The sequence below is a fragment of the Limimaricola sp. G21655-S1 genome (genome assembly GCF_027213785.1).
GTDB lineage: Bacteria > Pseudomonadota > Alphaproteobacteria > Rhodobacterales > Rhodobacteraceae > Limimaricola.
The window spans coordinates 323,383-347,832 of the sequence record NZ_JAPWGO010000002.1 but is presented as its reverse complement, the minus strand read 5'-3'; the positions used below and the strand labels follow the sequence as shown (position 1 = coordinate 347,832).

The following is a 24,450-nucleotide window of genomic DNA, read 5'->3' as shown; positions in this document are numbered from 1 at the left end:
GGCCGTCGCGCCGGGGGGCGCGATCCATTTCCGCAGGCTGCGGAAACGAGGTATCATCCCCCATGCTGAATTACGTTCTCAGGCGCGTCGCCGTCGCGATCCCGACGATCCTGCTGCTTGTCGTGATCTCCTTCGTGCTGATGTATGCCGCCCCCGGCGGCCCCTTTAATTCCGAACGCCCGCTGCCCGCGCAGGTCATGGCCAATATCGAGGCGCGCTACGGGCTCGATCAGCCCTATTGGAAGCAGATGGCGAACTACGTCTGGAACGTGGTCGTGCATTTCGACTTCGGCCCCTCGTTCCAGTACCGCGACCGCACCGTCAACGACGTGATCGCCCAAGGCTTTCCGGTGACGCTCACCTACGGGTTCTGGAGCTTCATCGTCGCCCTCGTGGTCGGCGTCGCGCTCGGCGTCGCCGCGGCGATCCGGCACAATTCCTGGCTCGACTACCTCGCCGTCGGCATCTCGATTGGCGCGCAGGTGCTGCCCAACTTCGTGATGGCGCCGATCCTCGTGCTGGTCTTCACGCTGTGGCTCGGCTGGCTGCCGGGCGGCGGCTGGCAGGGCGGCCAGATCGAGTACATCATCCTGCCGGTGATCGCGCTCTCGACCTCCTACATGGCCTCGATCGCCCGGATCACCCGCTCGTCGATGCTCGAGGTGCTCAATGCCGGCTTCATCCGCACCGCGCGCGCCAAGGGCCTGCCGACCAGGCGGATCATCTGGAAGCACGCGATGAAGCCGACCATGCTGCCGGTGCTCAGCTATCTCGGGCCCGCCTTCGTCGGCATGATCACCGGCTCGGTGATCATCGACGTGTTCTTCTCGACCGGCGGCATCGGCCAGTTCTTCGTCAACTCCGCCTTCAACCGCGACTACTCGGTCATCATGGGGATCACCATCCTCGTCGGTGTGCTGACGGTCACGTTCAACCTCGTGGTCGACCTGCTCTACGCATGGATCGATCCGAAGATCCGCTACTGAGGAGGGGTCCCATGTCGCTCAATCCCGATCCCGACACCGCAGACCGCCTGCTCGCCGCGCAGGCCGCCGCCGAGGTCAAGGGCCGCTCGCTGTGGAAGGATGCGCGCCAGCGCTTCATGCGCAACCGCGCCGCCGTGGCCGGTCTCGTGGCGCTGGTGCTGATCTGCATCTTCGCCTTCTTCGGCGGGTTTCTCGCCCAGTACGAACCCGACTACGTCGATTTCTCGCTGATCGGCTCGAATGCCACGCAGGGCGTGCCCTCCTTCGAGACCGGGCATTACTTCGGCACCGACAGCTCGGGCCGCGACCTCTACGCGCGCACCGTGCAGGGTACCCGGATCTCGCTCCTCGTCGGCATCGTCGGCGCCGGCGTCGCGGTGATCGTCGGCACGCTCTACGGCGCCATCGCGGGCTATCAGGGCGGGCGCACGGACGGCGCGATGATGCGCACGGTCGATATCCTGATGTCGGTGCCTTACATGTTCGTGCTGATCCTGATGCTGGTGATCTTCGGCCGCTCGATCCTGATGCTGTTCATCGGCATCGGCCTGATCTCTTGGCTCGACATGTCGCGCATCGCCCGCGGCCAAACCTTGACCATCAAGGGCAAGGAGTTCGTCGAGGCGGCGCATGCCACCGGCGTCCGGCCGATGACGATCATCCTGCGCCACATCGTGCCGAACCTTCTGGGCCTCGTCATCGTCTACGCCACGCTGCTCGTGCCGCAGATGATCATCACCGAGAGCTTCATCAGCTTCCTCGGCCTCGGCATCCAGGAGCCGAACACCTCGCTCGGGGCGCTGATCTCGAACGGTGCCAGCAACATGCAATACGGCGTGATCTGGCAGCTTGCCTTCCCGCTCTTCTTCTTCGTCATCACCCTCTTCGCCTTCTTCTTCGTCGGCGACGGTCTGCGTGATGCACTCGACCCCAAGGATCGCTGATGGCCCTGCTCGACATCGAAGACCTGCGCGTCACCTTCACCACCGGCGATGGCGAGGTGAACGCCGTCAACGGCGTGTCCTTCTCGGTGGAGGAGGGCGAGACCCTCGCCATCGTCGGCGAGAGCGGCTCGGGCAAGAGCCAGACCGCCTTTGCCGCGATGGGGCTCTTGGCGCGCAACGGGCGCGCCACGGGGCAGATCCGCTATGACGGGCGCAACCTGCTGGAGCTGAAGCAGAAGGAGCTGAACCGGGTCCGGTCCGAGGAGATCGGCATGATCTTCCAGGACCCGATGACCTCGCTCAATCCCTACATGCGGATTTCCGAGCAGATGGCCGAGGTGCTGACCCTGCACAAGGGTATGACCAAGCGCGACGCGATCGCCGAGGCCACGAAGATGCTCGACGCGGTGAAGATTCCCGATGCCAAGAACCGCATCACCATGTTCCCGCACGAGTTCTCGGGCGGGATGCGGCAGCGGATCATGATCGCCATGGCGCTGCTGTGCCAGCCGCGGCTCCTGATCGCCGACGAGCCGACCACCGCGCTCGACGTGACAGTGCAGGCGCAGATCATGGAGCTGATGGCCGAGATCCGGCAGGAATTCGGCACCGCGATCATCCTGATCACCCATGATCTCGGCATCGTCGCCGACACCTGCGAGCGCACGCTCGTGATGTATGGCGGCCAGATCATGGAGACCGGACCGACCGACACGCTGTTCGAACGGCCCACCCATCCCTACACGCTGGGTCTGCTGCGCGCCGTGCCGCGCATCGACCGCGATGACGAGACGCTCTCGACCATCGCGGGCGAGCCGCCGGACATGTCGCGGCTGCCCAAGGGCTGCCCCTTCACGCCGCGCTGCGCTTGGGCGCATGGGCCGTGCCCGACGGTGCGCCCCGAGCTGCTGCCCGCCGAGGGCTATCCCATGCTGCGCCGTGCCTGCCATGCCCCCGTCGAGGAGGTGAAGTGATGACCGATCCCAAGGACGACAAGTTCACCGAGGCCGAGGGCCGCGACGCGGCGGGCGATCCGATCCCCGCCGCGCCCCCGGCCTCCGGCACGCCGGTGGCGACGCCGCCATCGCCCGCGCCGGCCGAGGTGGCGCACAAGGACGCGCCGGTCGCGGAGCGGGCCGGCAATGGCGGTCGCCCCGACCGCACCGGCCGACTCGCCGCGCCGATCCTGCGGGTCGAGGACCTGCGCGTGGCCTTCGACATCCGCCCGCGTGGCGCCTGGCCCTGGACGCCCTCGAAGAAGCTGCACGCCGTCGGCGGCATCAGCTTCGACCTCGCACCGGGCGAGAGCCTCGGCGTGGTGGGCGAGAGCGGCTCGGGCAAGTCGACGCTGGCGCGTGCCATCGTCGGCACCATCGCCTCGACCGGCGGCCGCATCGAGTTCGAGGGCCAGGACCTCGCCTCGATGACAGAGCGCCAGCGCCGCGTTCATCGCAAGGACGTGCAGATGGTGTTCCAGGACCCCCTGGCCGCGCTCAACCCGCGCATGACGGTGGGCGACATCATCGCCGAGCCGCTGGTCACGCACGAGCCCAAGACGCCCCGCAAGGAGGTGCGCCGCCGGGTGGCCGAGCTGATGGAGCGGGTCGGGCTGCTACCGAACCTCGTGAACCGTTACCCGCACGAGTTCTCGGGCGGTCAGTGCCAGCGCATCGGCATCGCCCGCGCGCTGATCCTCAAGCCCAAGCTCTTGATCTGCGACGAGCCGGTCTCGGCGCTCGACGTCTCGGTGCAGGCGCAGGTGGTGAACCTCCTGAAGGAACTGCAGCGCGACATGGGGCTGGCGATGATCTTCATCGCGCATGACCTCTCGGTCGTGAAGCACATCTCCGACCGGATCGTGGTGATGTATCTGGGCCGGGTGATGGAGGTGGCCAAGTCCAAGGCGCTGACCACCAGCCCCGAGCACCCCTATACGCAGGCGCTCATCGCGAGCGTGCCGATCCCCGACCCGGTGCTGGAGCGCAAGCGTCAGCGCCCGGTGCTGGGCGGCGAGCTGCCTTCGCCGATGAACCCGCCCTCGGGTTGCGTGTTCCGCACCCGCTGCCCCAAGGCGCATCCCGATTGCGCCGAGGGCCTGCCGCCGATGCTCGATCTGGGCGACGGTCACCGCGTGGCCTGTCCCTATCACGAAGAGCCCAGCGTACTCGATTCCGCGCGGCAGATGGCGGGCTGATCGACATCCCGGCCGGCCCCTTGCAGGGCCGGCTGGGATTCCGCGTCGATGCTGGAGCCGGCGCAGGGCAGGGGAGACCCTGCCCATAGCGGTGGCAGGTGGCGGCTGGGCTCAGGGAACGGGGCGGAGAGCTGCACCGAGCCCGGTTGTCAGTCTTGAAGAATGTGAGATTTCTCAGTCGCCCTTGGGCGAGGCGAAGCTGGTTGCGCCTGCCTCTTGTGAACGGGGCATCAGGCCGGGTCCGATGCCGGTCGTCGGCGCTCAGGTCCCGATGACCGCCCGCGCGGCGGCCAGCAGTTGGCCGGGATCGTAGGGCTTTTGCACGCAAGGGTGCTTGGCGTAGCTGCCCGCGAGGCCGGCCGAGGCGTAGCCGGTAGCGAAGATGAAGGGAATCTTGCGTTCTTCGAGCAGCTCAGCCACCGGATAGCTCGTCTCGTTGCCGAGATTCACGTCGAGAATCGCCACGTCGAGATCGCTCTCCTCGGCGGCGCGCAACGCCTCGCTGAGCCGCATCGCCACCGTGACCCGGCAGCCGGCCTCGCTGAGCACGTCCTCGCCCAGCATCGCGACGATGCATTCGTCCTCGACCAGAAGCACCCGCACGCCGGTTAGCTCCCCGCTACCCATGTCCGGCCCCGGCGGATGGCTCCAACGCGACGGGGTCGGGCAGCTGCGGCAGCAGCATGTCGATCCGGCAGACAAGCCCTTCGGGGCGGAAATCGACATGCGCCTCGCCGCCGAATTCCATCGCCACCTGCCGCTCGATCAGCCGCAGGCCGAAGCCCCTCGACGCGGGCGGGGCGACCAGCGGACCGCCACGCTCGGTCCAGCGCAGCGACAGATGCGTGCGACCTTCCTCGGCGGGCTCCGCCGCCCATTCGAGCGCGACCTCGCCGTCGGGCTGGCTGAGCGACCCGTATTTCAGCGCGTTGGTCCCCAGCTCGTGCAGCGCCATCGACAGGCTCACCGCCGCCTTGGGGTGGACATCGAGATCCTCGCCGGTCACGGAGATCCGCCCCGGCGCGATCATCTCGACGGCGGCATCGGCGATGCCTTGCAGCGAGGCGCCCGCCCAGGCGGTCTCGGTCAGCACGTTATGCGCGCGCGACAGGGTGGTCAGCCGACCCGAGAACCGCTCGAAGGTCTCGGGATCGGTGCCCTTGAAGGTCTGCCAGGCGATCGACTGGACCGTGGCGAGGGTGTTCTTGACCCGGTGGTTCAACTCGTTGACCAGAAGCCGCTGCCGTTCCTGGGCGCGCTTCTTCTCGGAGATGTCGCGCACCTCGATGATCGTGCCGATGGTCTGGCTTTCCTCGTCGCGGATCGGGCTGGCGGTGAATCCGACCGGGTAGAAATGCCCGTCCCGGTGGACGAAGACCTCCTCGCCCTGGGTCTGGTTGTGCTCGGGGAAGGCGCGGTCGATGGCGCATTCATGCAGCGGGAACGGCGTGCCGTCGGGATAGGTATGGTGGATGATGTCGTGCAGCGGCTTGTCGAGCGCGACGACCTCCTCCAGCGTCCAGCCGGTCAGCAGCTCTGCGGCGCGGTTCATGTAGACGCATTGCTGCCGGTCATCCATCAGGAAGATCGAGACGCTGGCGTTGTTGAGCACGGCGTGCAGCCGCCGCTGGGCATCGTCGAGGGGGCGCATTTGAGAGGATTGCAGCAAGGTTAGAGTTCTCCGACGAAAGCGCCACCCGGCCGAGGATGCCACTTGGGGGCGATCACGGCCAGCGGCCATTTTCCGACCATCTAGTGTTCGACGCAGGGCGGCAACACCGCCCAAGCGTCACATGTCTTCAACTCCCGATCATCCTGCCCCAGAGATCATATTCGCCGGCCTCGTCGACCTTCACGGTGAGCATGTCGCCCGGCTTGAGGATCTCGTGCCCCTCGTCGATGAACAGGTTGCCGTCGATCTCGGGCGCGTCGGCCATGGTGCGGCAGGTCGCGGCCTCCTCGTCGACCTCGTCGACGATGACCTGCAGGTGCTGGCCCACCTTGGCTTCCAGCTTGGCTTCGGAAATCGCCTGCGCCTTCTGCATGAAGCGCTCCCAGCGCTCCTGCTTGACCTCTTCGGGCACGTGGTCCGGCAGGTCGTTCGACCGGGCCCCCGCGACGTTCTCGTATTTGAAGCAGCCGACCCGGTCGAGTTGCGCCTCGTCGAGCCAGTCGAGCATGTAGTCGAACTCGGCCTCGGTCTCGCCGGGGTAGCCGACGATGAAGGTCGAGCGCAGAGTGATATCGGGCGCCATCGACCGCCACGCCGCGATTTCATCGAGCGTCTTCGCGGAGGCCGCGGGGCGCGCCATGCGCTTGAGCACGTCCGGGTGCCCGTGCTGGAACGGGATGTCGAGATAGGGCAGCAGGCCGGAATTCGGATCGGCCATCAGCGGGATCAGATCGCGCACATGCGGGTAGGGATAGACGTAGTGCAGCCGCACCCATGCCCCGAGGCTTCCCAGATCGCGCGCCAGATCGGTGATATGGGCCCGGTGGCCCCGATCCTCGGCGTGGCGGATGTCGAGGCCGTAGGCCGAGGTATCCTGGCTGATCACCAGAAGCTCGCGCACACCGGCCTCGACGAGCTTCTCGCCCTCGCGCATCACCGCATGCGCCGGGCGCGACTGCAGCCGGCCCCGCATGTCGGGGATGATGCAGAACTTGCACTTGTGATTGCAGCCCTCGGAGATCTTCAGATAGCTGAAATGCCGGGGCGTGAGAGAGATGCCGCGCGCGGGCAGCAGGTCGACGAAGGGATCGGGCGCGGGCGGCACCGCACCATGCACCGCGTCGAGCACCTGCTCGTATTGATGCGGGCCAGTGACGGCCAGCACTTTCGGGTGCGCGCCGGTGATGTAGTCGGGCTCGGCGCCGAGGCAGCCGGTGACGATCACCTTGCCGTTCTCGTTGAGCGCCTCGCCGATCGCGTCGAGGCTCTCGGCCTTGGCACTGTCGAGAAAGCCGCAGGTGTTGACGATCACCGCGTCGGCGCCGGCGTAGTCGGGCGAGATCGCGTAGCCTTCGGCCCGGAGCCGGGTCAGGATACGCTCGCTGTCGACCAGTGCCTTGGGGCAGCCGAGCGAGACCATGCCGATGGTCGGCTGGCCCGGGCGGGCGACATCGTTGAAGCGCGCCTTGGGGGCGAGGTCGGGGCGGAGATTCGGCGGGTTCTGCATCCGGCGCGATCTAATCGCTCTCAGCCCGTCTGGGAAGCCCTCCCGTTCTCGGCCCGGCGGATCGTGATCGACTTCCATGCGAAGGCGGCGACGAAGATCAGCGTCAGCCCGAGGATGATCGTCGGCGCGGGCGCGCTGTCGATCCAGAAGCTGGCATAGACGCCGCCCCATGTCGCCGCGAGCGTCACCGTCACCGCCACGCCGAGCATCGCGCCGAAACGGCGGGTCACGAGGAACGCGATGGCGCCCGGCGCGATCAACAGGCCGATGGCAAGGATGATGCCGACCGCCGAGAGCGTCGAGACGATGGTCAGCGACAGCATCGCCAGCAGCCCGTAGTGGAACAGTCCCACCGGCAGGCCCAGCGCGCGCGCATGGGCCGCGTCGAAGGCGTGCAGCATCAGATCGCGCCAGCGCGCCAGCAGCGCGAGGCTGACCAGACCACCGACGATGCCCGCGGTCCACAGATCGGCCGCGTCGACGCCGAGCATGTTGCCGAAGAGGATGTGGTCGAGATGCACCTCGCTCTCGACCCAAGTGTAGAGCACCAGGCCGATGCCGAACATGCCCGAGAACACCACGCCCATCACCGTATCCTGTTTGATCCGGCTGTGATCGGCGAGAAAGCCGGTCGCCAGCGCGCAGGACATGCCCGCGACGAAGGCGCCGACCAGCAGCGGGATATTCAGGATATAGGCCAGCACCACGCCCGGCAGCACCGCGTGGCTCACCGCGTCGCCCATCAACGACCAGCCCTTGAGCACCAGAAAGCACGAGAGCAGCGCGCAGGGCACGGCGATAAGCCCGCCGATCACGAAGGCATCGCGCATGAAGTCGAGCTGGAACGGAAGCAACCAGTCGTTCATAGCGCCGCCCTCGCGCGGGCCCGTGCCGCCAGCCAGCCATGCTTGGGCGCGAAGACGAAGACCAGCAGGAAGATCAACGTCTGCAACGTGATGATCACGCCGCCCGTGGCCCCGTCGAGAAAGAAGGAGGCATAGGCGCCGACGAAGCTGGTGACGCTCCCCAGCGCGACGGCGATGACGATCAGCCGCGGAAAGCGATCGGTGAGCAGGTAGGCCGTGGCACCGGGCGTCACCACCATGGCGATGACGAGGAACGCGCCCACGGTCTGCAGCGCCGCCACGCAGGCGGCCGAGAGCAGCACGAAGAACACGAAGCGCAGCATGCCGGGGCGCAGGCCCACGGAGCGCGCATTCGTCTCGTCGAAGAAGGCGACCATCAGGTCCTTCCATTTCAGGAGCAGCACCACGAGGCAGACCGCGCCGATGATGGCGAGCTGGAGCGTGTCCTCGGGCGTGATGGCGAGGATGTTGCCGAGAATGATGGTCTGCACGTCCACCGGCGTCGGCGAGACCGAGACCATGAACAGCCCCAGCCCGAAGAAGCCGGTGAAGATCAGGCCGATCACCGTGTCTTCCTTGAGGCCGGTGCGCTGGTTCAGGAACAGCATCGCCGCCGCCGCCAGCCCGCCCGAGAGGAACGCGCCCAGCGCGAAGGGCAGGCCCAGCATGTAGGCCCCCGCGACGCCCGGCACGATCGAATGCGAGAGCGCGTCGCCAATCAGCGACCAGCCCTTGAGCATCAGATAGGCCGAGAGAAAGGCGCAGACCGCGCCGACAAGCGCCGAGACCCACATCGCGTTGAGCATGTAGCCATAGGTGAAGGGGAGGGTGAGCGTTTCGATCATCGCTCGCCCCCGTTGCTGCCGCCGGTCTGCTGGCGGTCGTCGTAGAACACCAGCGGGCGTTCATCATCCGAGAGGATGCGCAGCTTGCGGGCATCCTCGTCCTGATGCAGCTCGGCGCCGCCGAGCACGAAATGCCGCAGCACGCCGCCGAAGGCGCGCTCGAGATTGGGCCGGGTGAACACCTCGCGCGTCGGGCCATGTGCCAGAACCGTGCCCTTCACGAGCACGGTGCGGTCGCAGAATTCCGGTACGCTGCCGAGGTTGTGGGTTGAGACCAGCATCACCCGGCCCTCGTCGCGCAGTTCGCGCAGCAGGCGGATGATCGCCTCCTCGGTCTGCACGTCGACGCCGGTGAAGGGCTCGTCGAGCAGGATCACCCGCCCGTCCTGCGCCAGCGCGCGGGCGAGGAAGACCCGCTTGCGCTGGCCGCCCGACAGCTCGCCGATCTGGCGGCGCCGGAAATCGGTCATGCCGACCCGCTCCAGCGCCAAGGCGACGGCCGCGTGGTCGGCCGCGCGTGGCCTGCGCAGGAAGCCCATGCGCCCGTAGCGGCCCATCATCACCACGTCCTCGACCAGCACCGGGAAGGACCAGTCGACCTCTTCGGCCTGCGGCACATAGGCGACGAGGCCGGATTTGAGCGCCTGTTTCACCGGTTGCCCGAGGATCGAGATCGAGCCCCGCGCCAGCGGCAGGAAGCCCATGATCGCCTTGAACAGGGTGGACTTACCCGCGCCGTTGACCCCGACCAGCGCCGAGATCGTGCCGACGGGCAGCGCGAAGCTGGCCTCGCGCAGCGCCGTGACGCCGTTGCGGTAGGAGACGGTGACACCCTCGGCGGAAATGCCGGCGCCCGCGCCCTGCGCGTGCTCGGGATAGGCGCGGGCATCCATCATTCGCCTCCGTTCAGACCGTCGGCGATGGTTTCGGTGGTGACGCGCAGCAGGTCGAGATAGCTCGGCACCGGGCCGTCCGGCTCGGACAGCGAATCGACGTAGAGCTCGCCGCCATAGATCGCGCCTGTTTCACGTGCGACCTGCTTGGCCGGGTCGGTGTTGACGGTGCTTTCGCAGAACACCGCCGGGATCTCGTGTTCGCGCACCCCGTCGATGACCCGGCGCACCTGCTGCGGCGTGCCGGTGGCGTCGGCGTTGATCGGCCACAGATACAGCTCGTTCAGCCCGAGGTCGCGGGCGAGATAGCTGAACGCCCCCTCGCAGGAGACCAGCCAGCGCTTTTCCTCGGGGACCTTCTCGATCTCGGCGCGCAGCGGCTCGATCATCGCGGCGATCTCGGCCTTGTAGGCCTCGGCGTTGGCGGCATAGGTCCCGGCGTTCTCGGGATCGGCCTCGCTCATGGCGTCGCGGATGTTGTCGACATAGATCGCGGCGCTGTCGGGGCTCATCCAGGCATGCGGGTTGGGCTTGCCCTCATATTCGCCGCCCGAGATCGAGATCGGCTCGATGCCCTCGGAGATCACGGCGGCGGGCCGGTCGCCCGCATTGTCGAGAAACTGCTCGAACCACAGTTCGAGGTTCAGCCCGTTCCACAGCACGAGATCGGCATCGCGTACGCCGAGGATGTCGCGCGGCGTGGGCTGGTAGTTGTGGATCTCCGCGCCCGGCTTGGTGATCGACACCACCTCGGCCGCGTCGCCCGCGACGTTGCGGGCCATGTCGGCGATCACGGTGAAGCTGGTCGCCACCTTGAGCTTGTCCTGCGCGGTGGCGGGCAGGGCCAGCACCGAGAGGCCGAGGGCGAGAAGGGGCAGGGGGCGCATGTAGGTCTCCGGATTGACTAGAACTCTGCCACCGAGAAGATGCGAACCATTCGCAAGAAGTCAACTGGATTGCGAATAATTCTCAACTAACCCGACAGGGCCTTGCTGTGAGGTTGCGTTGCATCGGGGCGCGGCTGCCGCTAGGCACGGGCATGCGAGATCTCATCACGCCCTATGATCCGAACTGGTCCGCCGCGTTCGACGCCGAGGCTCGGGCGGTTCAGGCGGTGCTGGCTGAAATGGCCATCGCCCTGCACCATATCGGCAGCACGGCCATACCCGGAATTCCTGCGAAACCGGTGATCGACATGCTGGGCGTGGTGCCGGAACTCGGACAGCTGGATCGGCGAACGGCCGAGCTGCGCGCGCTGGGCTACGTGGCGATGGGTGCCTACGGCATCGAGGGCCGCCGCTACTTTCTCAAGAAGGATGCAGCCGGTCGGCACACCCATCATCTGCACGTCTACCCGGAAGGTTCGGTCCATATCGAGCGGCATCTCGCGTTCCGCGCTTACCTGCGGCAGCACCCGGAGCGGGCCGCCGCCTATGGCGCGCTCAAGCTACGGCTGACGAATGGCGGGGCGCGATCCCGCGAAGCCTATCAGGACGGCAAGGCCCCGTTCATCATGCAGACCGAAAGGAAGGCGCTGGACTGGTGCCGCCGCCTCTCGAAGGCCGCCGGATAGCCGGGGCCGCATGAAGAAAGGGGCCGCGCGGTGGCGGCCCCTTGGCGTCTCTCGATCGAGAAGAACTCAGCGCCGACGGTCGCGGCGCGAGGACATCGGCTGGAAGGCGACGCCGACATGCGCTTCGCAATAGGGTTTGCCCTGCTGGGTCGGCAGGCCGCAGAACCAGAAATTGTCGGTCGCGGGGTCGCCCACCGGCCATTTGCAGGTCTTCTCGGTCAGCTCCATCAGCGTCAGCTTCTTGGCGCCCTTCTCCACCTCGGAGACCTTGGCGAGCGCCTCGGGGCTGATCTCGTTGGCCGAGGGCTGCGGCGGCAGCGGTTGACCCGCGGGGATGATGGCGCGGCGCGCGGCGCTCATCGGGATCGGCGCGTCGTCCTCTTCTTCCTTCGCGGGCTCAGGCGCGGCGGCCTGCGGCGCGGGCTCGGGGCGCGACGGGGCCGCCGGCTGGGCCGGGGCCGCCGGGGCGGCCTGCGGGGCCGTCGGGGTAGGCTGCGGCGCCACGCCGGTGCGGTTCGACAGGCCCAGGCGGTGCACCTTGCCGATCACGGCGTTGCGCGTCACGCCCCCGAGTTCCTTGGCGATCTGGCTCGCCGACTGGCCCTCGTTCCACATTTTCTTGAGCGTCTCGACGCGCTCGTCGGTCCAGGACATGCAATGCCTCCGATCGGTTGGGCGGTGGCCCGCCGTTTCAGTTGCGACGTGCCGATTTACACAGCCACGCGCCGCAGTTCAACCCGGCGCGCGCAGCCCGGCGGCCGGCATCGCCCGCGTTGCGGCCTTGCCACCGCGCATGTGACGGCTACAACCCGGGCCCTAGGAGGTGCGCAAATGAGCATCGATACAGACCAGGGCATCCGCCGCTTCGGCCGGTTCAACAGGCTGGGCACCGCCACGCTCGCGATCCGCGAGATCCGCCGCTTCCTCAATGTCTGGGCGCAGACGGTGATGGCGCCGCTGATCAACGCGGCGCTGTTCCTGCTGATCTTCACCATCGCCATCGGGCCGCGACGCGGCGACGTGATGGGGGTGGAGTTCCTGCACTTCCTCGCGCCGGGCCTGTTGATGATGACGGTGATCCAGCAGGCCTTCGCCAACACCTCGTCCTCCCTCGCCTCGGCCAAGGTGCAGGGCAACATCGTCGACACGCTGATGGCGCCGCTCTCCTCGGCCGAGGTGCTGGCAGGCTATGTTGCGGGGTCGGTGGCGCGCGGCCTGATCGTCGCCACGGTGATCGCCACAGGCGTCTGGCTGTTTCTCGGGGTCGGTCTCGCGCATCCGATCTGGGCCCTCGCCTTCTGGGTGCTGGGGTCGATCTTCATGGGCGCGCTGGGCCTGATCGCCGGGATCTACGCGCAGAAATTCGATCAGCTGGCGGCGATCACCAATTTCCTCGTGACCCCGCTCGCCTTCCTGTCCGGCACCTTCTACTCGATCGACGCATTGCCGGGATTCCTGCAGACGCTGAGCCACGCCAACCCGTTCTTCTACCTGATCGACGGGGCGCGCTACGGCATGATCGGCGTCTCCGACAGCTCGCCGGTTCTCGGCCTCGGCATCGCGGTGGTCTCCTGCATGGTGGTTCTCGGCTTGGCCTGGGCCTGGCTCGAGAAAGGCTACAGGCTCAAGCCGTGAAGCTGCGCGACGCCGTCCCGGCCGATTTCGAGCGCCTCGCCGTCGGTCTGCCGCCGCAGGGGCTGAAGCTGCCGGAGGCCGGGCTGGTCACCGTGACCACCGCGATGCTGATCGCCCGGCGCTGCGAGGATCTGCGGGCGGCGCAGGGCTGGGGCACCTGCCTGATCACCGAAGGCGACCTCATGGTCGGCTTCGTGGTTTCGAAGCTGCCCGACCCGGCGGGCCATGCCGAGTTCGGCTACGCGGTGTCTCCGGCCCAGCGCGGGCGCGGCATCGCCGGCGCGGCGGTCGGCGCCTTCATCGAGCGCGCGTCGGACGAGGGGCTCGCGGCGCTTTTCGCCGAGACCGACCCGGGCAATGCCGGCTCGATCCGGGTGCTGGAGCGCAACCTGTTCACCCCCGTGCCCTCGCCGCGTCCCGAGCGGTTGCGCTGGCGGCGCTACCTGCGGCGGTAGAGCGCCAGCGTCAGCGGCGCCAGCAGCGCGGTCAGGATCGCCGGGCCGAGCAGCGCGAGGCCGATCTCCCCCAGCGTCGCCGTGCCCGCCATCAGCGCCCGCATCGCCGTGGTCATCAGCGAGACCGGGTTCACCGCCACGAAGGCCTGCAACCAGCCCGGCATGGTCACGGGATCGACCATGATGTTCGAGGCGAAGGTCACCGGAAACAGAACCGCGAAGCCCAGCGTCATCACCGTCATCGGCGTGCGCACCACGAGCCCCAGCACGATGAAGATCCAGCCCCAGCCGAAGCCGATCGCCAAGAGCAGCGCGAATGAGGCGAGGATGCCCGTCAGCCCCGCCTCGGGGCGGTAGCCCAATGCCAGGCCGATGCCGAGGATGATCGCGCCCGCGATGGAGTGGCGCAGCATGTCGCCCACCATCAGCCCGGCAAAGGGGGCCAGCGACCAGATCGGCAGGCTCCGGAACCGGTCGAACAGCCCCTTGGAAAGATCCGTGGACAGCCCCATCCCGGAATAGACGGTGTTGAACACGGTGGTCTGCACGAGGATGCCGGGAATGAACCATTGCAGATAGGCGGTGGACGACCCGGCCAGCGCGCCGCCGAAGATGAAGGTGAAAAGCAGCGTGAACATGATCGGCGTCATGACGAGGTCGAACAGCTGCTCGGGCACGTGGCGGAACTTGAGCACCGCGCGCCATGCGAAGGTCAGCGCGCTCGAGGCGGGCGAGGGGGCGGCGGGGCGCGGGCCGCGGGGCAGGGGGATGCTCATGCGGCCTCCTTTCCGGTCAGGGCGAAGAACACCTCGTCGAGGCTCGGCGCGCCGAGCGAGAATTCCGCGAGCCTGATCCCCGCCTCCGCCAGCCGCGCCAGATGCGCCGCCGCCTCGGCGTCGTCGGTGACCGGCACCGAGAGCCGCGCCCCCTCGGGGTCGGCCTGCGCCGCCTCGCCGAGAATGCCCAGCGCGATCGCGCGGTTGCCCGGGTCGAGCGGCGTGACATGCAGCACGCCCGAGCCGGTCTGCGCCTTCAACTCGCGGCTGGTGCCCTCGGCGATCTTGCGGCCATGGTCGATCACCGCGATGCGGCCCGCGAGCTGGTCGGCCTCTTCGAGGTACTGGGTGGTGAGCAGGATCGTCACCCCTTCGGCCGAGAGGCCCCGGATCAGCCGCCAGACCCCGGCGCGGGCCGAAGGGTCGAGCCCGGTGGTCGGCTCGTCGAGAAACAGCACGCCCGGGGTCACGATCAGCGAGGCGGCGATGTCGAGGCGGCGGCGCATCCCGCCCGAGTAGTCCTTGACCTGTTTCCGGGCCGCCTCCGCGAGATCGAACGCGGCCAGAAGCTCGCCGGCCCGCGCCTTGGCCGCGCGCCAGCCGAACCCCCAGAGCCGGGCCAGCATCACCAGATTCTCGCGCCCCGTCAGATCCTCGTCGAGCGAGGCGAACTGGCCTGTCATGGCGATCGCGGCGCGGACCTTCTCGGGATGCTCCGAGAGATCGTGTCCCATCACCTGCGCGGAGCCCGCATCGGGCCGGGTCAGCGTGGCGAGCATCCGCAGCAGCGTGGTCTTGCCGGCACCATTGGGACCGAGAATGGCGAAGATCATGCCGCGCGGCACATCGAGATCGATGCCGTCCACCGCTCTGAGATCGCCGAAGCTGCGCCGCAGCCCGCGCGCGCGGATCGCGAGATCCTCCTGCATGCGATACCTCCCTCGTCTTTCGGGGAAGGCTAGCATGCGCAGGCCCGCGCGGCGCCGTTTTCCTCTTTCCGTCCCGGTATTCCTCGCCTAACGTCGCGCGCATGACGCAGATCGCCGCCTTTGCCGCCGCCCGACGCCGACGCTGAAGCTCACCCGCTTCGCGACGCGGCTCATTTTGCGTCCCGCTTCCCCCACGACAATTGACTTGCCCCTGCCGCTGCGGCACCAACGGGGCCTCTTGAAGGACCATTGCCATGATCCCCTCGATCCTGCCGACCTACAACCGCGCGCCCCTGTCCTTCGTGAAGGGCGAGGGGGTCTGGCTGCAGACCGAGGACGGGCGGCGATATCTCGATCTCGGGGCCGGCATCGCCGTCAACGCGCTGGGCCATGCGAACCCCGATCTCGTGGACGCGCTGACCACCCAGGCGAACGCGCTGTGGCACGTCTCGAACCTCTACCAGATTCCGGCGCAGCAGCGGCTCGCCGACGCGCTCGTCGAGAACAGCTTTGCCGACACCTGCTTCTTCACCAATTCGGGCACCGAGGCGATGGAGCTCGCGGTGAAGATGGCGCGCAAGTACTGGCACGAGAAGGGCGAGCCGCAGCGCACGCGCATCCTCACCTTCGAAGGCGCGTTCCATGGCCGCTCCTCGGCGGCGATCGCCGCCGTCGGCACCGAGAAGATGACCAAGGGCTTCGGGCCGCTGCTGCCCGGTTTCACCCAGCTGCCATGGGGCGATCACGAGGCGCTGCGCGAGGCCGCGGCGCAGGCGGATGTCGGCGCGATCCTGATCGAGCCGGTGCAGGGCGAGGGCGGCATCCGGCCGGTGCCCGACCAGTGCCTGAAGGGGCTGCGCGACCTGTGCGACGACATCGGCGCGTTGCTGATCTTCGACGAGGTGCAGTGCGGCATGGGCCGGACCGGCCGCCTCTTCGCCCATGAATGGGCCGGCGTGACCCCGGACATCATGATGGTCGCTAAGGGCATCGGCGGCGGCTTCCCGCTGGGGGCGGTGCTGGCCACCGAAGCGGCGGCCTCGGCGATGACCGCTGGCACACACGGCTCGACCTATGGCGGCAACCCCTTGGCCTGCGCGGTCGGCGCGAAGGTGATGGAGATCGTTGCCGATCAGGGGTTTCTCGAAGGGGTGCGGGCACGGGCCGGGCGGCTGCGCCAAGGCCTCGAGGGCCTCGTGGCGGCGCACCCGGAGGTGTTCGAAAGCGTGCGCGGCACCGGGCTGATGCTCGGTCTGAAATGCAAGGCGGCCCCCGCCGATCTGGTGCAGGCGGGCTATGCCGAGGGCGTGCTCACAGTGCCCGCCGCCGACAGCGTGGTGCGGCTGCTGCCGCCGCTGAACATCACCGAGGCCGAGGTCGACGAGGCCTTGGCGCGGCTCGACCGGGCGGCGGGGCGGATCGGGTCCGATGCCGGCTGACTACCGCTTCAGGCCGCTGGTCGCCTCGGACCGGCGGCTGTTCGACCGCTGGCTGGCGGAGCCGCATATCGACGGCTGGTGGGGCGACGCCGCCACCGAATGGGCCGAGATCGAGCGCGACTGGGCCGAGGGCAACACCGGCACCGACATGCGCATCGTCGAGCACCGGGCGCATCCCTTTGCCTATGTCCAGGATTACGACGTCCATTTCTACGACATGCCGCATTACGCGCATTTGCAAAGGCGCGCGCGCGGCATGGACGCCTTCCTCGGCGATCCGGCCTATCTCGGGCGCGGCCATGGCGCGGCCTTCCTGCGCGCCCGCGCGCTGCAACTGATCGCGGCAGGCGCGCCCTTGGTCGCGGTCGATCCCGCGCCCGACAACACCCGCGCCATCGCGGCCTATCTGCGCGCCGGTTTCGCCGGCGACACGATCCTGCCCTGCGAGGACGGCACGCCGATCCGGCTGATGCTGCTCGAGCCGGCATGATTTCATCTTTCTTCAAATACGCCGGGGGGAGTCGCGCAAGCGACGGGGGGCAGCGCCCCCCCCTCCGCCATCCGACCCGGGAGACCGACATGACCCATTTCCTCGACATCCTGCCCACCCCCACGGACGATCTGCGCGCGATGATCGACCATGCCCGCGCCATGAAGGATGCGCGCAGTGGCCGCCCCAAGGGCATGTGCGACGACGAGAAGCCGCTCGACGGGCGCATGGTGGCGCTGATCTTCGAAAAGCCCTCGACCCGCACCCGGGTGAGCTTCGATGTCGGCGTGCGCCAGATGGGCGGCCAGACCATGGTGCTGTCCGGCGCCGACATGCAGCTCGGCCACGGCGAAACCATCGCCGACACGGCCCGGGTGCTGTCGCGCTATGTCGACCTGATCATGATCCGGACCTTCGAGGAACAGACCCTGCTGGAGATGGCCGAGAACGCCACCGTGCCGGTGATCAACGGCCTGACCAACCGCACACATCCGTGCCAGATCATGGCAGATATCATGACCTTCGAAGAGCATCGCGGCCCGATCAAGGGGCGCCGGGTGGTCTGGTCGGGCGACGGCAACAACGTCTTCGCGAGCTTCGCCCATGCGAGCGCCCGGTTCGGCTTCGATCTCGTCTTCACCGGCCCGAAGCCGCTCGACCCCGATCCCGAGATCCTCGCGGCGTGCCGGGAGGCGGGCGCCAATATCGAGATCGTTCGCGACCCGATGGCGGCGGTCGAGGGCGCGGATCTCGTGGTCACCGACACCTGGGTGTCGATGCACGATCCGCAATCGGCGAAAGAGCGGCGGCACAACCAGCTGCGCGGCTACCAGGTCAATGCCGAGCTGATGAGCCGGGCCAAGCCCGACGCATTGTTCATGCATTGCCTTCCCGCGCATCGCGACGACGAAGCGACGAGCGAGGTGATGGACGGGCCGCATTCGGTGATCTTCGACGAGGCCGAGAACCGGCTGCACGCGCAGAAGGCGGTGATGCGCTGGTGCCTGGGCGCGTGACGCCCGAATTTCGCCTGGAGCCGCTCAAGGTCGAGGACGCCGAGGCGCTGGCGGCATTCGAGATGGCCAGCAGCGACTGGTTCGAGCGCGAAGTGCCGCCGCGCCCGGCAGGCTATTTCGATCCCGAGACGCTGCGCGGGTTCCTGCGCGAGCTGCTGGAGGGACCGGAGGCCGGGCGGGACCGGTTCTATCTGGTGCGCAGTCTCGGGGGCGAGATCATGGGGCGGGTCAATCTCACCGGACTCACCGAGACGCCCGAGGGGCCATGCGCCGAGGTCGGCTACCGGATCGGCCCCGATCATGCGCGGCGGGGTCTCGCCAAGGCGGCACTGGCGGCGGCGATCGCGCTGGCGCGGGATGCGGGGATCGCGCGCCTAGAAGCGAAGGTGGCCACCCGCAACGCCGCCTCGATCCGGGTGCTCGAGGCCAACGGCTTCACGCTCACCGGACGCGACCTGCCGCCGGCCGAGCTGCGCGGCGTGCCGCTGCAGCTGCTGCACTACGCCCGCGCCATCTGAGTGCCCCGGGAACGCGGCTCGGCGGCTCGCGTTGGCCCCCGACGCCCTGACCGGAGACCGCCCCATGCCCCGCCCCGACGCCATCGCCTTCGACGCGGTGGAAACCCTGTTTTCCCTCGAAAGCCTGCGGCCGCGTATCGAGGCGGCGGGGCTTCCCGGCCATGCCTTGGAGACGTGGTTCGCGCAGATGCTGCGCGATGCCTTCGCACTCTGCGCGCTCGACATCTACAAGCCGTTTCGCGAGCTCGCGGAAGCCACGCTCGACGCGATGATGAAAGCGCAAGGCATCGAGGAGCGCGGCCCCAGGATCGAGGCGATCCTTTCGGGCTTTACCGAACTCGACGCGGAACCCGACGTGCTGCCCGCGATGCAGCGGTTGAAGCGCGACGGGTTGCCGGTCGCCATCCTCACCAATGGCAGCGAAAAGGTCACCCGCGCGCTGGTCGAGCGCAACGGGTTGTCGGATTTCGTGGACCGGGTGATCTCGGTCGACGAGCCTGGCCGCTGGAAGCCCGCCACGCGGGTCTATCACCACGCCGCCGCCCGGATCGGCGTTGCGCCCGAGCGGCTCGCCCTTGTCGCGGCGCATGGCTGGGACGTGCAGGGCGCGCGGAGCGCCGGGCTGATCACCGGCTACGTCACCCGGAACGGCCGGCCGCGCAGCGCCGTGATGGCGCCCGCCGATGCCGAGGGCGAGACGCTGATGCAGGTGGTCGACCGGCTGATCGGCGCGCGCTGAGGCATCACATTTCCCGCAGAATCTCGCGCAGCCCGTCCTCGGTGACCAGCCGCGCCGCCACCTTGGCCGGGACCCAGCGCCGGTCGCGCCGCTTCACCTCGGGATAGTCGTCGAGCACGGTCTTGGCCTTCACCTCGAAGACGCGGGTGACGCAGATCTCCTCGTCGCCATGCTTCGACAGCTTGACCGCGACGAAGGTGCCGACCGGCTTGCGCTTGACCTTGCCCTCGCGCACCCCGGCTTCCTCCCACGCCTCGACGAGGGCGGCGTCGCTGTCGCGCATGCCCTCGATCGGCCAGCCCTTGGGCAGGATCCAGCGCCCCTCGGAGGAGGTGACGAGAAGCACCTCGCGGCCCTTTTTGCCCTTGCGGTGGCACAGGGCAGCGAGCTGCCGGTGGATCGGGGTGGTGTAACTGCCGGACATCTCGCCCGGAAGGTCCTTGGGGGTCATAAGGCTGCCTCGGATAACGCGTACCGTTCTTGTTCTTGTGCCGGGTAACATAACATCATGAACAGGTAATGCAATCTGACCCATTCAGCTTCCTTGGCGACCTGAAGCACATCGGCCGATTGCCGCTACGTCCCGCGTGGCTTGGCGCGCAGGGTCGGCGCCGCCTCGGTCGGGTCCTCGGGCCATGGGTGACGCGGGTAGCGGCCGCGCATGTCCTTGCGCACATCCGCATAGGAGCTGGCCCAGAAACCGGGCAGGTCGTCGGTCACCTGCACCGGCCGACCGGCAGGCGACAGCAGCGTCATCTTCAGCGGCGTGCCACCGATCATGGGGTGCCGTGCGACGCCGAAGACCTCCTGTAGCTTGAGCGAGACCTCGGGCTGCGCGTCACCGTAATCGATCGGCACCTGCCGCCCCAGCGGCGTGGTGTAGGCGGGCGGTGCTTCGCGGTCGAGAAGCTGGGTCTGGTTCCAGTCGAGCATCGCCTGCCATGGGCCCAACAGGTCGAAACCCTTCCAGTCGCCGGCGGTCTTCACGCCGCCCAGATAGGGCAGAAGCCACTCTTCCAGCCGCTCCATCAGCGCCGCGTCCGACAGGTCCGGCAGGTCGGCACCGCCCGCGCTCACCAGCCGCACCCTCGCGCGGAACCGCTCCGCGGCGGGGGAGGGGCGCAGGCCGAGCTGGCGCACCCCGTCGAGCATGGCGCGCGCGACCGCATCCTCGGGCGCATCGCGCCAGATCCGGTCCGAGAGCGCGATCGCGCCGAGCCGTTCCTGCAGCCGGGTCGTGACGCGGTTCTCGCGCCTCGACCACTCGCATATGGCGACCTCCTCGATCCGGTCTGCGAAGACCTCGCGCAGTTCCGCTTCCTCGATCCGGGCGGCGAGGCGGATGCGGGCCTCGGGCACATCGTCCGAGAGATCCGTCGCCACGATCAGCCGCGCCCCCGCGAGGGCGTCCGAGCCCGGCATCACCGCGCCGCGCCCGCCGGACAACAGCCATCGCGGATCGTCGCCGGGCCGCCTCAGCCCGATCCGGTCGGGATAGGCGAGCGCCGCCATCGCGCCCGGCGACATCTCCGGCCCCTGGGCGCGGCCGCGCGACAGCCGCCTTGCCTCGTCACGGATTCGCGACAGCGCGCCCATGTCGGGCGGGGCGGGCAAATCGCGCCGTCCGGCGATAGCGGCGAGGCGCAGGGACAGGTCGGCGCCGGCACCGCGCAGCGGGTCGCGCTCACCCATCAGAGCGGCCAGCGGCGCGGCCTGCGCTCCGGCGGTCTCCAGCATGTGACCGAGCCGCGGATGCAGCGGCAGCGCGGCGAGGCGGCGACCATGCGCGGTGATCGTGCCCATGCCGTCGAGCGCGCCCAGATCGCGCAGCAGCGCCTGCGCCTCGGCGAGGGCCGGGGCAGGCGGCGGCGTCAGGAAGGGCAGGGACCGGGCGCCCCACAGCGCCAGCTCGAGCGCCAGCGGCGCAAGATCGGCGCTGGCGATCTCCGGGTCGGGAAAGGCCGCGAGCGCGCCCTCCTCGCCGCGGGTCCAGAGCCGGTATGCCACGCCGGGCGCGACCCGGCCCGCGCGTCCCGCCCGCTGCGCTGCCTCGGCCCGGGTGACCCTCTCGGTGACCAGCCGCGACATGCCGGAGCCCGGGTCGAACCGGGCCCGGCGGGCGCGGCCCGCATCGACGACGACGCGAATGTCGGGGATCGTCAGCGAGGTCTCGGCGATGGCGGTGGCTAGCACCACCCGGCGGCCCGAACCGGGTTCGAGTGCCGCCGCCTGCTGCGCCGGCGGCAGCGCGCCGTAGAGCGGCAGCACCTCGCAGTCGCGAAGCCGTCCCTCCAGCAGGCCCTGCACACGCCGGATCTCGCCCTCGCCGGGCAGGAAGACGAGGATCGAACCCGTCGCCTCGGCCGCCGCACGCTCCACCAGCGCCGCCAGTTCCGGCTCCAACCGGGCGCGGGGCCCAAGTGGCCGCTCGAGCCAGCGGGTTTCGACCGGAAAGCTGCGCCCTTCGGAGATCACCACCGGCGCGCCCATCAGATCCGCCACGGGCTGAGCGTCGAGGGTCGCCGACATCGCGACGAGCACCAGGTCCTCGTGAAGGGCGCCGCGGATCTCGAGGCATAGGGCGAGACCGAGATCGGCGTTGAGCGAGCGTTCGTGGAACTCGTCGAAGATCACCGCCCCGACGCCCGACAATTCGGGGTCGGACTGGATCATCCGCGTCAGGATGCCTTCGGTTACGACCTCGATCCGCGTCGCCTTGGAGACCTTGGCCTCGCCCCGGATGCGGAAGCCTATCGTTTCACCGACCCGTTCCCCCAGCGTCGCGGCCATTCGCATGGCCGCCGCGCGCGCGGCGAGGCGACGCGGCTCCAGCATGACGATGCGGCCGGGGATGCGACCCAGCATCGCCAAGGGCACCCGCGTCGTCTTGCCGGCTCCGGGCGGGGCCATCAGCACCGCCTGTCCTCTGCTCTCCAGCGCGGCGAGCAGCTCGGGCAGGGCATCGTCGATCGGCAGTCGGGTCATGTCGCGCCTCGGTCTGGCCGGGTAGGGGGCGCTGCCCCCGCCGCCCGCTGGGCGGCTCCCCCGGCGTATTTCAGGAACAAAGTCGAAGGCATGCGAAAAGGCCCGGCACCTCGCGGGAGGGCCGGGCCTTGGTCTTCGCGATCCGAAGGGATCAGGCGGTGGCCGAAGCGGCCTTCGCGAGCTCTTTCTTGACCTTCAGCGCGGCCGCCGACAGGTCCTCTTCCTTCGCCTTGGCGAGGAAGGCGTCGAGGCCGCCGCGGTGATCGACCGAACGCAGCGCGTGCGACGAGACGCGGAACTTGAAGCCGCGGCCCAGCGTATCGGACAGCAGCGTCACATCCTGCAGGTTGGGCAGGAAGCGGCGACGGGTCTTGTTGTTGGCGTGGCTGACATTGTTGCCAGTCATCGGGCCTTTTCCGGTCAGTTCGCAGCGGCGCGACATGGTCTCATCCTTCGTGTCTCGGGGCCTGGCAGAAATCCGAGCCCGAAGGCACGGATACGGCGTCGGCAACGGGGCCGGGCCATGAATTCGGTCAGGGGGCCTTACGGGGATTCCATGGCCGCGTCAAGCGTCCCGCAGCGCCCGAACCAGCGGATCGAGCGCCGCGCGCGCCGCGGCGCCGGGCGCGGTGCGACCGGCCTCGACCTCGGCGCGCAGGCGCTCCAGTCGTGCGGCGAGTTCGCTGTCCGAGGCGAGCAGGGCCTCGAGGCCGGCGCGCAGCTCGTCCTCGAACCACTGGCCCGCCTGCGCGGCGCGCACCCGCGCCGTCACGCCGCTGTCGCGCCGCCAAGCGGCAAGCCGTTCCACCTCGGCCCAGGCCTCGGCGAGCCCCTCGCCGGTGAGTGCCGAAACGGTGCGCGCGGCCGGGATGCCCTCGGGGTCGGTGTCGCGCCGGCGCATCAGCCGCAGCGCGCCCGCGTAATCGGCGCGGGTGCGCTGCGCCTGCGCCGCGAGATCGCCATCGGCCTTGTTGACGAGCACGAGGTCGGCGATCTCCATGATGCCGCGTTTCACCCCCTGCAATTCGTCGCCGCCGGCGGGGGCCAGCAGCAGCAGGAACACGTCGGTCATCCGCGACACCAGCGTCTCGGACTGGCCCACGCCCACCGTCTCGACGATCACCACGTCGAAGCCCGCCGCCTCGCACAGCAGCATCGCCTCGCGGGTCCGCCGCGCCACGCCGCCCAGCTGGGCGGCGGCGGGGGAGGGGCGGATGAAGGCGCGGGCCTCGCGGCTCAACCGCTCCATCCGGGTCTTGTCGCCCAGGATCGAGCCGCCCGAGCGGGCCGAGGAGGGATCGACCGCGAGCACCGCCACGCGGTGGCCATCTTCCACGAGCCGTAGTCCCAACGCCTCGATGAAGCTCGACTTGCCGACGCCGGGCGTGCCCGAGAGCCCGACGCGCAGCGCCGTGCGGTCGGGATCGGCGAGGCGGTCCAGCAATGCCTCGGCCGCGGCGCGGTGATCGGCGCGGGTGCTTTCCACCAGCGTGATCGCCCGCGCCAGCGCCCGCCGCTCACCCGCGACGAGACGCGCTGCCAGATCCTCGATCTCGATGCTCATGGCCCCTTGTCGCGACGAGGGCGCCGCCTGTCCAGTCTCAGCGGCAGATCGCCTCAGCCTGATCGGCAAAAGCCTTGTAACGGCGCCAGAACGCCTCCTGGCCATCCTGCTGCCGGGTGTCCTGCGCCTTTTGCGGGTCCTTGAAGAACTTGGCCGCCCGGCGCTGCTCGCTTCCCGTAAGCGTCGCGTTCGCGGCACCCTGCACGCAGGAGCACAGCGCCGGGTTGGCGCCGGGCCGGTCGCTCGCCTCGCAGGCGCGGCTGATCGCGCCGGTGGGGCGCCCGCCGCCGCAGGCCGTCAGCGCCGTAAGCGCGATGATGGATATGATGATGCGCATGCCCGTATTCCCCGTCTGACCGGCCCGGGTTGACCCGGATCGCGGTGCTGCTCTGCCGGGCGCCAAGATGCCGCACTCCGCAGCCTT

27 protein-coding genes are annotated in these 24,450 nt (G+C 68.9%); 12 read left to right on the top strand and 15 right to left on the bottom strand.

Annotated features, from left to right (window positions below; genetic code table 11):
* The first annotated feature begins 62 nt into the window (after window positions 1-62).
* The 4 genes from oppB to O4G76_RS04110 are packed head-to-tail and all read left to right on the top strand — an operon-like array spanning window position 63 to window position 4,124.
* The gene (gene oppB, locus O4G76_RS04125) at window positions 63-986 is read left to right on the top strand and encodes an oligopeptide ABC transporter permease OppB (protein ID WP_269396120.1); all 924 of its coding nucleotides are present in this window, start codon (window positions 63-65) and stop codon (window positions 984-986) included.
* 11 nt (window positions 987-997) lie between these two features.
* Window positions 998-1,930 carry an ABC transporter permease subunit gene (locus O4G76_RS04120; RefSeq protein WP_269396119.1) on the top strand — a complete coding sequence of 311 codons (933 nt, stop codon included), beginning with the start codon at window positions 998-1,000 and terminating at the stop codon, window positions 1,928-1,930.
* Window positions 1,930-2,904 (top strand): oligopeptide/dipeptide ABC transporter ATP-binding protein, encoded by a 975-nt coding sequence (locus tag O4G76_RS04115; RefSeq protein ID WP_269396118.1) that lies wholly within the window; start codon window positions 1,930-1,932, stop codon window positions 2,902-2,904. The genes O4G76_RS04120 and O4G76_RS04115 overlap by 1 nt, the downstream gene beginning before the upstream one ends.
* Window positions 2,904-4,124: an oligopeptide/dipeptide ABC transporter ATP-binding protein gene (locus O4G76_RS04110; RefSeq protein ID WP_269396117.1), complete on the top strand. Its 1,221-nt coding sequence runs from the start codon at window positions 2,904-2,906 to the stop codon at window positions 4,122-4,124. The genes O4G76_RS04115 and O4G76_RS04110 overlap by 1 nt, the downstream gene beginning before the upstream one ends.
* A 261-nt stretch (window positions 4,125-4,385) precedes the next feature.
* On the opposite strand, the gene O4G76_RS04105 is transcribed toward O4G76_RS04110, so the two are convergent.
* The 7 genes from O4G76_RS04105 to O4G76_RS04075 all read right to left on the bottom strand — a co-directional run bounded on the left by O4G76_RS04105 (window position 4,386) and on the right by O4G76_RS04075 (window position 10,794).
* On the bottom strand, window positions 4,386-4,751 hold the full coding sequence (locus tag O4G76_RS04105; RefSeq protein WP_269396116.1) for a response regulator: 366 nt from the start codon (window positions 4,749-4,751) through the stop codon (window positions 4,386-4,388).
* On the bottom strand, window positions 4,744-5,775 hold the full coding sequence (locus tag O4G76_RS04100; RefSeq protein ID WP_269396115.1) for a sensor histidine kinase: 1,032 nt from the start codon (window positions 5,773-5,775) through the stop codon (window positions 4,744-4,746). The genes O4G76_RS04105 and O4G76_RS04100 overlap by 8 nt, the downstream gene beginning before the upstream one ends.
* A 148-nt stretch (window positions 5,776-5,923) precedes the next feature.
* On the bottom strand, window positions 5,924-7,303 hold the full coding sequence (gene rimO / locus O4G76_RS04095; RefSeq protein ID WP_269396114.1) for a 30S ribosomal protein S12 methylthiotransferase RimO: 1,380 nt from the start codon (window positions 7,301-7,303) through the stop codon (window positions 5,924-5,926).
* Between the two features lie 20 nt (window positions 7,304-7,323).
* A complete protein-coding gene (locus tag O4G76_RS04090) occupies window positions 7,324-8,169 on the bottom strand; it encodes a metal ABC transporter permease (RefSeq protein WP_269396113.1) in 846 nt (281 codons plus the stop codon).
* Window positions 8,166-9,014 (bottom strand): metal ABC transporter permease, encoded by an 849-nt coding sequence (locus tag O4G76_RS04085; RefSeq protein WP_269396112.1) that lies wholly within the window; start codon window positions 9,012-9,014, stop codon window positions 8,166-8,168. Before O4G76_RS04085 ends, O4G76_RS04090 begins: the two co-directional genes overlap by 4 nt.
* Window positions 9,011-9,907, bottom strand: a complete 897-nt coding sequence (locus O4G76_RS04080) for a manganese/iron ABC transporter ATP-binding protein (protein ID WP_269396166.1) — start codon at window positions 9,905-9,907, stop codon at window positions 9,011-9,013. The genes O4G76_RS04085 and O4G76_RS04080 overlap by 4 nt, the downstream gene beginning before the upstream one ends.
* Complete coding sequence (locus O4G76_RS04075; protein ID WP_269396111.1) at window positions 9,907-10,794, bottom strand: metal ABC transporter substrate-binding protein; 888 nt, start codon at window positions 10,792-10,794, stop codon at window positions 9,907-9,909. The genes O4G76_RS04080 and O4G76_RS04075 overlap by 1 nt, the downstream gene beginning before the upstream one ends.
* Window positions 10,795-10,946: 152 nt before the next feature.
* On the opposite strand from O4G76_RS04075, the gene O4G76_RS04070 reads away from it, so the two are divergent.
* On the top strand, window positions 10,947-11,480 hold the full coding sequence (locus O4G76_RS04070) for a GrpB family protein (RefSeq protein WP_269396110.1): 534 nt from the start codon (window positions 10,947-10,949) through the stop codon (window positions 11,478-11,480).
* Window positions 11,481-11,546: 66 nt separating this feature from the next.
* On the opposite strand, the gene O4G76_RS04065 is transcribed toward O4G76_RS04070, so the two are convergent.
* Window positions 11,547-12,134 (bottom strand): GcrA family cell cycle regulator, encoded by a 588-nt coding sequence (locus O4G76_RS04065; protein WP_269396109.1) that lies wholly within the window; start codon window positions 12,132-12,134, stop codon window positions 11,547-11,549.
* A 177-nt stretch (window positions 12,135-12,311) separates the two neighbouring features.
* Between O4G76_RS04065 and O4G76_RS04060 the strand changes: the two genes are divergently transcribed.
* Both O4G76_RS04060 and O4G76_RS04055 read left to right on the top strand, forming a co-directional pair.
* The gene (locus O4G76_RS04060; protein WP_269396108.1) at window positions 12,312-13,115 is read left to right on the top strand and encodes an ABC transporter permease; all 804 of its coding nucleotides are present in this window, start codon (window positions 12,312-12,314) and stop codon (window positions 13,113-13,115) included.
* Window positions 13,112-13,570 carry a GNAT family N-acetyltransferase gene (locus O4G76_RS04055; RefSeq protein WP_269396107.1) on the top strand — a complete coding sequence of 153 codons (459 nt, stop codon included), beginning with the start codon at window positions 13,112-13,114 and terminating at the stop codon, window positions 13,568-13,570. The genes O4G76_RS04060 and O4G76_RS04055 overlap by 4 nt, the downstream gene beginning before the upstream one ends.
* Here the strand turns inward: O4G76_RS04055 and O4G76_RS04050 are convergent.
* Complete coding sequence (locus O4G76_RS04050) at window positions 13,555-14,346, bottom strand: ABC transporter permease (protein WP_269396106.1); 792 nt, start codon at window positions 14,344-14,346, stop codon at window positions 13,555-13,557. The genes O4G76_RS04055 and O4G76_RS04050 overlap by 16 nt on opposite strands.
* Window positions 14,343-15,275: an ATP-binding cassette domain-containing protein gene (locus tag O4G76_RS04045; protein ID WP_269396105.1), complete on the bottom strand. Its 933-nt coding sequence runs from the start codon at window positions 15,273-15,275 to the stop codon at window positions 14,343-14,345. The genes O4G76_RS04050 and O4G76_RS04045 overlap by 4 nt, the downstream gene beginning before the upstream one ends.
* A 254-nt stretch (window positions 15,276-15,529) precedes the next feature.
* Between O4G76_RS04045 and O4G76_RS04040 the strand changes: the two genes are divergently transcribed.
* The 5 genes from O4G76_RS04040 (at window position 15,530) to O4G76_RS04020 (ending at window position 19,477) form a co-directional block, all read left to right on the top strand.
* Entirely contained in the window at window positions 15,530-16,714 is a 1,185-nt protein-coding gene (locus tag O4G76_RS04040; RefSeq protein WP_269396104.1) for an aspartate aminotransferase family protein, read from the top strand.
* Window positions 16,704-17,204 carry a GNAT family N-acetyltransferase gene (locus tag O4G76_RS04035; protein ID WP_269396103.1) on the top strand — a complete coding sequence of 167 codons (501 nt, stop codon included), beginning with the start codon at window positions 16,704-16,706 and terminating at the stop codon, window positions 17,202-17,204. Before O4G76_RS04040 ends, O4G76_RS04035 begins: the two co-directional genes overlap by 11 nt.
* A gap of 89 nt (window positions 17,205-17,293) precedes the next feature.
* Window positions 17,294-18,220, top strand: a complete 927-nt coding sequence (gene argF, locus O4G76_RS04030) for an ornithine carbamoyltransferase (protein ID WP_269396102.1) — start codon at window positions 17,294-17,296, stop codon at window positions 18,218-18,220.
* A complete protein-coding gene (locus O4G76_RS04025) occupies window positions 18,217-18,738 on the top strand; it encodes a GNAT family N-acetyltransferase (protein WP_269396101.1) in 522 nt (173 codons plus the stop codon). Before argF ends, O4G76_RS04025 begins: the two co-directional genes overlap by 4 nt.
* 64 nt (window positions 18,739-18,802) lie before the next feature.
* Entirely contained in the window at window positions 18,803-19,477 is a 675-nt protein-coding gene (locus O4G76_RS04020) for a haloacid dehalogenase type II (protein WP_269396100.1), read from the top strand.
* A 4-nt stretch (window positions 19,478-19,481) separates the two neighbouring features.
* Here O4G76_RS04020 and O4G76_RS04015 read toward each other — a convergent pair whose 3' ends face one another.
* From O4G76_RS04015 to O4G76_RS03995, 5 genes are all read right to left on the bottom strand, one after another.
* On the bottom strand, window positions 19,482-19,928 hold the full coding sequence (locus O4G76_RS04015) for an NUDIX hydrolase (RefSeq protein ID WP_242665516.1): 447 nt from the start codon (window positions 19,926-19,928) through the stop codon (window positions 19,482-19,484).
* 125 nt (window positions 19,929-20,053) lie between these two features.
* Window positions 20,054-22,462, bottom strand: a complete 2,409-nt coding sequence (gene hrpB, locus O4G76_RS04010; protein ID WP_269396099.1) for an ATP-dependent helicase HrpB — start codon at window positions 22,460-22,462, stop codon at window positions 20,054-20,056.
* Window positions 22,463-22,613: 151 nt separating this feature from the next.
* Window positions 22,614-22,904, bottom strand: a complete 291-nt coding sequence (gene rpmB, locus O4G76_RS04005; RefSeq protein WP_085895602.1) for a 50S ribosomal protein L28 — start codon at window positions 22,902-22,904, stop codon at window positions 22,614-22,616.
* A 123-nt stretch (window positions 22,905-23,027) separates the two neighbouring features.
* Window positions 23,028-24,026, bottom strand: a complete 999-nt coding sequence (meaB, locus tag O4G76_RS04000) for a methylmalonyl Co-A mutase-associated GTPase MeaB (RefSeq protein ID WP_306467178.1) — start codon at window positions 24,024-24,026, stop codon at window positions 23,028-23,030.
* A 37-nt stretch (window positions 24,027-24,063) separates the two neighbouring features.
* Window positions 24,064-24,363 (bottom strand): arginine transporter, encoded by a 300-nt coding sequence (locus tag O4G76_RS03995; RefSeq protein ID WP_269396098.1) that lies wholly within the window; start codon window positions 24,361-24,363, stop codon window positions 24,064-24,066.
* Window positions 24,364-24,450: the final 87 nt, after the last annotated feature.

What these genes read in the sequence shown, in the direction of transcription:
- O4G76_RS04070 (WP_269396110.1), top strand. Translation starts at nt 10,947, where the DNA reads ATGCGAGATCTCATCACGCCCTATGATCCGAACTGGTCCGCCGCGTTC.
- O4G76_RS04020 (WP_269396100.1), top strand. Translation starts at nt 18,803, where the DNA reads ATGCCCCGCCCCGACGCCATCGCCTTCGACGCGGTGGAAACCCTGTTT.
- O4G76_RS04050 (WP_269396106.1), bottom strand. Translation starts at nt 14,346, where the DNA reads ATGAGCATCCCCCTGCCCCGCGGCCCGCGCCCCGCCGCCCCCTCGCCC.
- meaB (WP_306467178.1), bottom strand. Translation starts at nt 24,026, where the DNA reads ATGAGCATCGAGATCGAGGATCTGGCAGCGCGTCTCGTCGCGGGTGAG.
- O4G76_RS04075 (WP_269396111.1), bottom strand. Translation starts at nt 10,794, where the DNA reads ATGCGCCCCCTGCCCCTTCTCGCCCTCGGCCTCTCGGTGCTGGCCCTG.
- O4G76_RS04115 (WP_269396118.1), top strand. Translation starts at nt 1,930, where the DNA reads ATGGCCCTGCTCGACATCGAAGACCTGCGCGTCACCTTCACCACCGGC.
- O4G76_RS04110 (WP_269396117.1), top strand. Translation starts at nt 2,904, where the DNA reads ATGACCGATCCCAAGGACGACAAGTTCACCGAGGCCGAGGGCCGCGAC.
- argF (WP_269396102.1), top strand. Translation starts at nt 17,294, where the DNA reads ATGACCCATTTCCTCGACATCCTGCCCACCCCCACGGACGATCTGCGC.
- O4G76_RS04090 (WP_269396113.1), bottom strand. Translation starts at nt 8,169, where the DNA reads ATGAACGACTGGTTGCTTCCGTTCCAGCTCGACTTCATGCGCGATGCC.
- rimO (WP_269396114.1), bottom strand. Translation starts at nt 7,303, where the DNA reads ATGCAGAACCCGCCGAATCTCCGCCCCGACCTCGCCCCCAAGGCGCGC.
- O4G76_RS04065 (WP_269396109.1), bottom strand. Translation starts at nt 12,134, where the DNA reads ATGTCCTGGACCGACGAGCGCGTCGAGACGCTCAAGAAAATGTGGAAC.
- O4G76_RS04040 (WP_269396104.1), top strand. Translation starts at nt 15,530, where the DNA reads ATGATCCCCTCGATCCTGCCGACCTACAACCGCGCGCCCCTGTCCTTC.
- O4G76_RS04080 (WP_269396166.1), bottom strand. Translation starts at nt 9,907, where the DNA reads ATGGATGCCCGCGCCTATCCCGAGCACGCGCAGGGCGCGGGCGCCGGC.
- oppB (WP_269396120.1), top strand. Translation starts at nt 63, where the DNA reads ATGCTGAATTACGTTCTCAGGCGCGTCGCCGTCGCGATCCCGACGATC.
- O4G76_RS03995 (WP_269396098.1), bottom strand. Translation starts at nt 24,363, where the DNA reads ATGCGCATCATCATATCCATCATCGCGCTTACGGCGCTGACGGCCTGC.
- O4G76_RS04035 (WP_269396103.1), top strand. Translation starts at nt 16,704, where the DNA reads ATGCCGGCTGACTACCGCTTCAGGCCGCTGGTCGCCTCGGACCGGCGG.
- O4G76_RS04105 (WP_269396116.1), bottom strand. Translation starts at nt 4,751, where the DNA reads ATGGGTAGCGGGGAGCTAACCGGCGTGCGGGTGCTTCTGGTCGAGGAC.
- O4G76_RS04100 (WP_269396115.1), bottom strand. Translation starts at nt 5,775, where the DNA reads ATGCGCCCCCTCGACGATGCCCAGCGGCGGCTGCACGCCGTGCTCAAC.
- O4G76_RS04060 (WP_269396108.1), top strand. Translation starts at nt 12,312, where the DNA reads ATGAGCATCGATACAGACCAGGGCATCCGCCGCTTCGGCCGGTTCAAC.
- hrpB (WP_269396099.1), bottom strand. Translation starts at nt 22,462, where the DNA reads ATGACCCGACTGCCGATCGACGATGCCCTGCCCGAGCTGCTCGCCGCG.
- O4G76_RS04045 (WP_269396105.1), bottom strand. Translation starts at nt 15,275, where the DNA reads ATGCAGGAGGATCTCGCGATCCGCGCGCGCGGGCTGCGGCGCAGCTTC.
- O4G76_RS04120 (WP_269396119.1), top strand. Translation starts at nt 998, where the DNA reads ATGTCGCTCAATCCCGATCCCGACACCGCAGACCGCCTGCTCGCCGCG.
- O4G76_RS04015 (WP_242665516.1), bottom strand. Translation starts at nt 19,928, where the DNA reads ATGACCCCCAAGGACCTTCCGGGCGAGATGTCCGGCAGTTACACCACC.
- rpmB (WP_085895602.1), bottom strand. Translation starts at nt 22,904, where the DNA reads ATGTCGCGCCGCTGCGAACTGACCGGAAAAGGCCCGATGACTGGCAAC.
- O4G76_RS04085 (WP_269396112.1), bottom strand. Translation starts at nt 9,014, where the DNA reads ATGATCGAAACGCTCACCCTCCCCTTCACCTATGGCTACATGCTCAAC.